Source organism: Colwellia marinimaniae, assembly GCF_002207865.1.
Taxonomy (GTDB): Bacteria; Pseudomonadota; Gammaproteobacteria; order Enterobacterales; family Alteromonadaceae; genus Colwellia; species Colwellia marinimaniae.
Genome location: NZ_BDQM01000005.1, coordinates 199,358 through 205,813, shown reverse-complemented (window position 1 = coordinate 205,813; position 6,456 = coordinate 199,358). Strand labels below are relative to the sequence as shown.

General features: G+C 37.7%; 8 protein-coding genes. 5 read left to right on the top strand and 3 right to left on the bottom strand.

The genetic code is table 11. The annotated features are described in order from the left end of the window. A partial coding sequence (locus MTCD1_RS05290; RefSeq protein WP_143760088.1) for a transposase occupies positions 1–462 on the top strand: 462 nt, incomplete at its 5' end. On the opposite strand, the gene tnpC is transcribed toward MTCD1_RS05290, so the two are convergent. The 3 genes from tnpC to tnpA form a co-directional block, all read right to left on the bottom strand. Further along, positions 390–1,892, bottom strand: a complete 1,503-nt coding sequence (gene tnpC, locus MTCD1_RS05285) for an IS66 family transposase (RefSeq protein ID WP_369007702.1) — start codon at positions 1,890–1,892, stop codon at positions 390–392. The genes MTCD1_RS05290 and tnpC overlap by 73 nt on opposite strands. Positions 1,893–1,989: 97 nt before the next feature. Next, positions 1,990–2,337, bottom strand: coding sequence for an IS66 family insertion sequence element accessory protein TnpB (gene tnpB / locus MTCD1_RS05280; RefSeq protein WP_057181695.1), 348 nt, complete (start codon positions 2,335–2,337; stop codon positions 1,990–1,992). Positions 2,338–2,447: 110 nt separating this feature from the next. Continuing rightward, complete coding sequence (gene tnpA, locus MTCD1_RS21695; protein WP_231733062.1) at positions 2,448–2,633, bottom strand: IS66 family insertion sequence element accessory protein TnpA; 186 nt, start codon at positions 2,631–2,633, stop codon at positions 2,448–2,450. 56 nt (positions 2,634–2,689) lie between these two features. Here tnpA and MTCD1_RS05270 point away from each other — a divergent pair, with 56 nt between their 5' ends. The 4 genes from MTCD1_RS05270 to MTCD1_RS05255 all read left to right on the top strand — a co-directional run bounded on the left by MTCD1_RS05270 (position 2,690) and on the right by MTCD1_RS05255 (position 6,449). After that, a complete protein-coding gene (locus MTCD1_RS05270) occupies positions 2,690–2,953 on the top strand; it encodes a hypothetical protein (RefSeq protein ID WP_057181694.1) in 264 nt (87 codons plus the stop codon). Positions 2,954–3,796: 843 nt separating this feature from the next. Beyond that, positions 3,797–4,576 carry a DUF3450 domain-containing protein gene (locus MTCD1_RS05265; protein WP_057181693.1) on the top strand — a complete coding sequence of 260 codons (780 nt, stop codon included), beginning with the start codon at positions 3,797–3,799 and terminating at the stop codon, positions 4,574–4,576. After that, positions 4,576–5,925, top strand: coding sequence for a MotA/TolQ/ExbB proton channel family protein (locus tag MTCD1_RS05260; protein ID WP_057181692.1), 1,350 nt, complete (start codon positions 4,576–4,578; stop codon positions 5,923–5,925). The genes MTCD1_RS05265 and MTCD1_RS05260 overlap by 1 nt, the downstream gene beginning before the upstream one ends. After that, positions 5,925–6,449, top strand: a complete 525-nt coding sequence (locus tag MTCD1_RS05255; protein WP_057181691.1) for a MotA/TolQ/ExbB proton channel family protein — start codon at positions 5,925–5,927, stop codon at positions 6,447–6,449. The genes MTCD1_RS05260 and MTCD1_RS05255 overlap by 1 nt, the downstream gene beginning before the upstream one ends. The last annotated feature ends 7 nt before the right edge of the window (positions 6,450–6,456 follow it).

The window sequence follows — 6,456 nt, the reverse complement described above, 5'->3', positions numbered from 1 at the left end:
GACGGTAAAAAAAGTAGAAGAAGCGTAAGCTTAGAGTATGCTAAAGGCGGTAGAGAGCCTTGGTTGTTAGTGAGCAACATGCCTGAATTAGAGTGGCCTGCAGAGCGGATTGTCAACTTATACAATCAACGAATGCAGATAGAAGAAGGCTTTAGAGATACAAAAAATGAACGTTACGGCCTAGCACTAAATTTTTGCCGAAGTTCAAGTTTAGAACGAGTAAATATTTTACTCATGATAGCAATGCTTACCCAATTTTCATTGATATTGGTAGGAAAAATGGCTTACATAAAAGGCTACTATAAAGACTTCCAAGCTAACACGGTTAAATCTAGACGAGTACTATCTTATTTTCGATTGGGAAAGGAGTTAATCAGACGAGAACAATATCAGTTTAATGTTGCTGACATTGCTCTAGCACTAGGAGGGTTAAAGGCATGCGCGGATGCACAATTCAGATAAAGAAATGGGGATCCCTCAGACCCCGAGGGGGTATTGGAGAACAACCAGTTTTTTCTGCCAATGACAAACGGCTTTACTGCTCGCTCTGCTCGATTATTATCAATGTTTATACGGCCATCTTTTAAGTAGGTGATGAGCTTATATTCTTGATTACACCAATAAGTCATCGCTTCCCCAAGTTTAGTTTTCGGTGGCACTTTATCTTTATTTTCGATAACCCAACCTGTAAGCTTATCAATGATGACTTTAGATTTTTCTTGCCTCGCTAAATATTTTTCTTCAGCCGTTTTACCTTTCAAACTTACTTCAATACCGTAGAGTTTACCTATTAGATTTAAAGCAACATCAGCTTTGCCGGTTTTGTTTTTTCCTTGCACTGTTTTAGCATCAATGAACTTTCGACGGGCATGCGCCATACAGCCAGCTAATATTGCCTCTGTTTTTCCATACGCAGCATAACCATCAACTTGCAGGTAACCATCATAGCCATCAAGATAATCAACCACACAAGCGGCAGCTCGTGAGTTGTGATAATCATACAAAACAATATTTCTTATGTCCTTGTTTCGTCCGGTATCGCTACCGCAACAATACACCCACATGTAGCTACTGGCTCTATCGGCTTTGATAACTTTTAAAGGCGTTTCATCGGCATGTATTACCGGTTGACTAAGCAGCGTGGTTTTTAATTCATCAACCAATGGACTAAGTAACCCACTACACCGAATGACCCAATCTGACATGGTTTTTCGACTCAGCACAATACCATACTCATTAAACATACTTTCTTGTCGGTAGAGTGGTAATCCGTATTGATATTTCGCACTGATGATTTGACTCAGCAAGCTCGACGTTGCAATACCTTTTGGAATAGGTGTTGCAGGCATGGGGGCAATTTTCACTTGATTGCCTGTCCCCGTTTTCTCGCACTGCTTACAGGTATATTTGGGGCGAACTGTTTCGATCACTTTGATATGCGCAGGCACAAACTCGAGTTTCTCACTGCGGGTTTCACCCATTTTATGCAGTTTACTATGACAACAATCACACACTTGCTCGTCAAGTGATAAATCAATAGTTACTACTTTTCTAGGTAAGGTTTTCGGTAGTGGCTTGCGCTTTGGTATACTTTTAATGGAAACGTTTTTGTTAGTATCAGGCTCGGCTAATAACGCTTTATCAACCTCATCGATGATTTCTTCTGCTTCATTGAAGGTTTCACCCGCACAGGGAAGTTGCTCTGAGCTTTGACCAAATTGTTTACGTTTGGCTATTTCATAGCGTTCAATAAACTGATTGATTCGGATGGCTTGCTCGGTGATTATTTTATCTTTGGCCGCCAATGCTTGGGCAGTTTTAGCCTGCAACTCAAACAGCATTTTCTTGAGTTGCTCTGGGTCATTGGTGAGTGAATTGACATCAATTTTCATCAACCTAGTTTAGCAATTAAAACAAGACCAATCATCTTTGAAATGCAAATAGGATAAGGACTTACGTACACGATCGTTGACTGAAATAAATGACTCTTTAGATCAATGATTGATAGTGTAGTGGCTCATGACCAAGTACGTCATATCCAGATAATAACCAGCTCAGTTGTTGATGGGTTAATTCAAACTCCTTACTCGAGTGTTTAGTTGGCCATTTGAACTTCTGTTTTTCTAAGCGTTTGTACCAAAGAGCAAACCCGGTTTTATCCCAATACAGAATTTTAAGTTTGTCTTTGGATTTGTTACAAAATACAAATAAGGTGCCAGTATAAGCATCACGAGCAAGTTCAGCTTCAACAATTCCCACTAAGCCATTAATTGATTTTCGAAAATCAACAAACTGAGTATGAATAAATACCTCAGGGGCATCAGAGAATATGTTCATCCAATAAACTCACGTAATAACTGCGCTAAATAAGGTGCGGGAGTAGTACTCGGCAAGGTAAGAGATACATTGCCAATGTTTAAACATATTGGCTCAGGGAGCGAAAATACTTAAACTTGTTGTGTTATTTTTGCTTGAATAAAAGCGCTTTGGTTCATGCCTAACTTTTTACGACAAGCGTAAAAAGTCGCCGTAGATATTTCATGTTGACGACAATAACCAACGATGGTTAAGCCACTGTTTTCTTGTTCTTTGAAAATGTTTTGCCATTGAACTTGGCTGCGCATAATTCCCATAAATTTCTCCAAAATAGTTTTGAAGTAATTTACGTAAACGAAGGATCATTTGTTAGATGCATTTACTCGGACGCTCACCTATTTATGATGTACATTACGAGTCATTGGTTAGTAATCCAGAGCTTGAAATTAGAAAGTTAATTGCTACTTGTGATTTAGATTGGCTGAGCAAATGTCTTAAATTTAATAAAAGTAAATCGACGATCACTATGGCTAGCGCAGTACAAGTACGTAAGCCAATCTATACCAGTTCTGTAGGTGTTTGGCATAAGTACCAAGAGCATTTACAGCCTTTGTTTGATGCATTAGATGATGACTAACTTCACCACATATATTCTTATAATAAATAATCAGGGGCAGCATTTGAGGTTATTTCTAGTAACTAACTCGATGATAGTCTCAGCCATTACTATCATTTGGTTAAAAACAGCTTAAAAAATATTTAATGCATACTAGAGTCAGTACTATGACTGATTTGAATAGAGCAAAATTGAAAAGGATAAGTTTTGCTCATATAAACTAAACTAAACTAAACTTTAACGTTATTTTTTTTAATATTGATAACATACCATCTGTAATATGTTTCTCATTGTTCGAGGCAGGATCTATTTTCAGAAAGATCATCGGGATTCTGACTATCAACGAAAATGGCGATAATGTGCTTTATATTACAATCAAGTATCTCTTGCTATAAAGTTTTACGCAACCTCCACTGTGCAAGTTTATCTGGTCATCGATAAAAGATAGAAAACATCAATTTTGTCTATTTTTTTAGTGACGTTCAATATGAGTTTCCTCTCTAAATTAGTCAAAATCGATGATACACATAGAAAGTGTATCTTTAAACACCAATTTATTGAAATAAATTTGACTTACTACGAAGATGTTAGTAAAACATACTTCTACAAAATTTTTGTCCCTCAGCTTATTAAGCTAAGCTGAGTAATTTTGTTAGCAAAACGATACAGTTTAGTGTTAATCAAGTGGTTAACACTAAAATATAATACTCCAAGTTTTAAAGTCTCAGCTTGACAGCCTTGCTGTCATTTGGGACTATTGCTCAGTTGTATTCATAAAAAGTTACATTTTAAAAAAGACAGACTTTTATATTCGTGATAACAAATATTTTGTTATTAAGATTAAAATAGCAATGGTTGGGAACTATGTCCAAAGTAAGTAAGAAAAGCCTCATCGCCACAGCGATGATTGGCGCACTAGCACTAGCTGGTAGCAACATCGCTGCTGCTGATGCACTAACAGACCTTCAAAAAGCTGAAGCGAAAATCTTCAAGCAATCTGCAAAGTCACAAGCTAAAGTCACTAATATTTACGAGCAAACGCAAGAGCTTCTTGGGGAATACCGTAATACTGTTGATTCTGCTGACGTATTAGGTGGTTATAACGACCATGTACAACGTATGGTTGACGATCAAAAAAACACTCTTGTTTCTTTGCAAAGACAAATTGATAGTATCGATAAAATCAAGCAAGGTGTTGTACCATTAATGTACAAAATGATTGACTCGCTTGAAAAATTCATTGAATTAGATGTACCGATGAATCTTGTACTTCGTAAAGAGCGTGTTGCTAATTTACGTAGCGTAATGGAAGATTCAAATGTAACAGTTTCTGAGCAGTTTCGTTTAGTGCTTGAAGCTTATGAAATTGAATCCGGTTACGGTACTATTTTTGCTGCGTATCAAGGCGAACTTGATTTAGGTAGTCGTACTTTAACTACTGATTTTGTCCATATGGGTCGTATTGCTCTTGTTGCACAGTCTCTTGATGCTAAACAATCTTGGTTATGGAATAATAAAAGTCGCGCATGGGAAGAGTTAGGTGATGAATATTTAAAACCTATTACTGATGCAATTCGTATGGCGAAAAAACAATTGCCAATGGATTTAACTAAATTACCAGTATTTGCAGCAGGAGCAAAATAATGAAAAAAGTTATAAATTTCTTATCCCTTGCAGCGATTATGACGGTAGGCATGATCACAACCACACAAGCTAACTCGTTAGATGACTTGTTAAAGCAAGTAAAAGCTGATCGTGTATCTGAAGCAAAACTTGATAAAAAACGTGAAGCTGAATTTTTATCTGCTCGTAGTGATAAGCAAGCCTTATTAAATAAAGCAAAAAATGAGTTGTCGACTCAGGAAGCGCGTAACAAACGTTTAATGAAAGCCTATGCGGCAAATGAAATAACCTTAGGGCAAAAAGAAGTTGAATTAGACAATGCAACTGGCACTTTAGGTGAAATGTTTGGTGTGAGTCGTGCTGCGGCTGCCAATGCTTATGGTCAAATCAGTACTTCTATTGTTAGTGCTGAATTTCCTAATCGTGGTGCTGCACTTAGCCGTATCGCTAACTCTAAAGAAATCCCAAGTTTAAGCGATTTAGAAGAATTATGGTTTGCTTTACAAACCGAAATGACTGAATCTGGTAAGGTTTCTCGTTTCAGTGTAGAAGTAACTAAACTTGATGGTACTAAATCTACGGAAACAATCATCCGTATTGGTGCCTTTAACTTAATTTCTGAAACAGGTTTTTTAACTTATAACGATGAAGTTGGTCAAGTTCAACCTTTACCTAAGCAACCAGCAAGTTTCATTGCCGAAACAGCAGCTGATTTCTTCACTATTACTTCTGGTTATGCCCCTGTATATGTTGATCCTTCACGAGGTGCTATCTTAGCTTTAGAAACACGTAAGAAAACTGTTCAAGAATTCTTCCATGAAGGTAAAGAAGTTGGTTACGCTATCACAGTATTATTTATTGTCGGTCTTCTTATTGCTGCTGAGCGTTTAATCGTTTTAGGTGGTATGACTTCTCGCATTAAAACACAAGAGAAAAATCTTGATAAACCTAATGAAAACAACCCTCTAGGTCGTTTGCTTAAAGTTTTCTATGATAATCAAAATGTAGATGCTGAAACATTAGAATTAAAACTTGATGAAGCCATCCTTCGGGAAACGCCAAAAGTTGACCGTGGTGTTAACTTGATCAAAATGTTTGCTGCTATTGCCCCGCTTATGGGTCTATTAGGTACAGTAATCGGTATGATCATGACTTTCCAAACCATTACCTTATTTGGTACTGGTGATCCGAAAATTATGGCGGGTGATATCTCTCTGGCGCTTGTTACTACAGCATTAGGTTTGATTTGTGCATTACCACTTATCTTAATCCACTCAGTTGTTGCCGGTAAGAGTAAGTCAGTATTACAAAAACTAGACGAGCAAAGCGCCGGGTTAATTGCAGCGATTGCTGAGAAGGGGTCTAAATAATGTTATTCCTGATAGAGCTTTGGGAATCTGTCAGGGGTTTTATTGCGACTGGCGGTAACGTACTTTACGCTGTTGCCTTCGCACTCTTATTAATGTGGATACTGATGATTGAGCGCTTTTGGTTCTTAACATCAGAGTACCCAAAACTTAGAGAAAGTATTATCTCTAATTGGGAAGCTCGTACAGACACTACGTCTTGGTATGCACATCGAATTAGAGAAACTTGGATCTCCGAAGCAGCAGAATTACTCGAAAAGAATATGATTACCATTAAAACCTTAGTGGCTATGTGTCCTCTTATTGGCTTACTGGGAACAGTAACCGGTATGATTGGCGTATTTGAAGTCATGGCAGAGCAAGGTACAGGTAATCCGAGACTAATGGCCGCTGGTATATCGCAAGCAACTATTCCGACAATGGCGGGTATGGTAGCAGCGTTATCAGGTGTGTTTTTTAGTACAAGACTAGACGCTAAACTTAAACTAGCAAAGGCTAAACTGGTTGACAGTTTACCTCATCACTAGAGAGAAC

Coding starts and splice junctions, on each gene's coding strand:
- tnpC (WP_369007702.1), bottom strand. CDS start 1,892: ATGAAAATTGATGTCAATTCACTCACCAATGACCCAGAGCAACTCAAG.
- tnpB (WP_057181695.1), bottom strand. CDS start 2,337: ATGAACATATTCTCTGATGCCCCTGAGGTATTTATTCATACTCAGTTT.
- tnpA (WP_231733062.1), bottom strand. CDS start 2,633: ATGGGAATTATGCGCAGCCAAGTTCAATGGCAAAACATTTTCAAAGAA.
- MTCD1_RS05270 (WP_057181694.1), top strand. CDS start 2,690: ATGCATTTACTCGGACGCTCACCTATTTATGATGTACATTACGAGTCA.
- MTCD1_RS05265 (WP_057181693.1), top strand. CDS start 3,797: ATGTCCAAAGTAAGTAAGAAAAGCCTCATCGCCACAGCGATGATTGGC.
- MTCD1_RS05260 (WP_057181692.1), top strand. CDS start 4,576: ATGAAAAAAGTTATAAATTTCTTATCCCTTGCAGCGATTATGACGGTA.
- MTCD1_RS05255 (WP_057181691.1), top strand. CDS start 5,925: ATGTTATTCCTGATAGAGCTTTGGGAATCTGTCAGGGGTTTTATTGCG.